The sequence below is a fragment of the Nitratidesulfovibrio liaohensis genome (genome assembly GCF_011682075.1).
In the GTDB taxonomy this organism is placed as follows: Bacteria; Desulfobacterota; Desulfovibrionia; order Desulfovibrionales; family Desulfovibrionaceae; genus Cupidesulfovibrio; species Cupidesulfovibrio liaohensis.
In genome coordinates, this window is record NZ_VSMK01000726.1 from 1 (window position 1) to 694 (window position 694).

General features: G+C 71.8%; 1 protein-coding gene. It reads left to right on the top strand.

Translation table 11 applies throughout. The annotated features are described in order from the left end of the window. The coding region (locus tag FVW27_RS21055) for a helix-turn-helix domain-containing protein (protein ID WP_243838563.1) at positions 1–223 on the top strand (223 nt) is incomplete at its 5' end. Positions 224–694 lie beyond the last annotated feature (471 nt).

Sequence of the window (694 nt, forward strand, 5' to 3'; positions counted from 1 at the left end):
CACCCCGCGGGGCGGAGATGGGGGCGGCATGCCCGCCGGAGCGTTTGCCTACGGGGGGCGGCCCGCCCGGCACGAACGCGAACGGGCCGAACTGGTTGAGGCGTTGCGCGCCGCCGGAGGCAATGTGTCCGAGGCGGCACGCCTGCTGGGGGTGCACCGGGGCACGGTGCGCAACCGTATGCTGCGCCATGGTATCGACGTGCACAAGGCCGTGGCGGGGTAGCTTGCCGGAGTGCATGCGGGCGGACATTGCGGGAAAGGCAGGGGCAAGACGCCCCGGCACCTTGCCCCCGGCCTCGTCCTTCTTATTGTAAAGCCGTTGCGCGGCGGCGGCCCGAGGCTCCCGCGCCAGTGGACAGCGGCCCTTTGCCGGGAGTATAGAAGGCGGCATCCGCGCGGGCGGGTTTTGTGGTTGCGGGTCAGGTATGGCTGCCCAGGCAGAGGCACAGGCCGCGTCGCCGCATCGTGATGGCCCCGCGCCGACCATTGCCTCTCCCCCCCCCCGCACGGACATTCCGCGCGGGCACTCCACGGATATTTCTCACGAACACCCCGACACATTCCCCCACGTACCAGAGGTCTACTCCATGCTCGCCATCCGCCGCTTCCGTCCCGCCGCCGTGCTGGCCCTGTGCGCCCTGTGCGTGCTGCCCGTCCTGCTCGCCGCCTGCGGGGGGCGCCAGCAGCCCGCGCC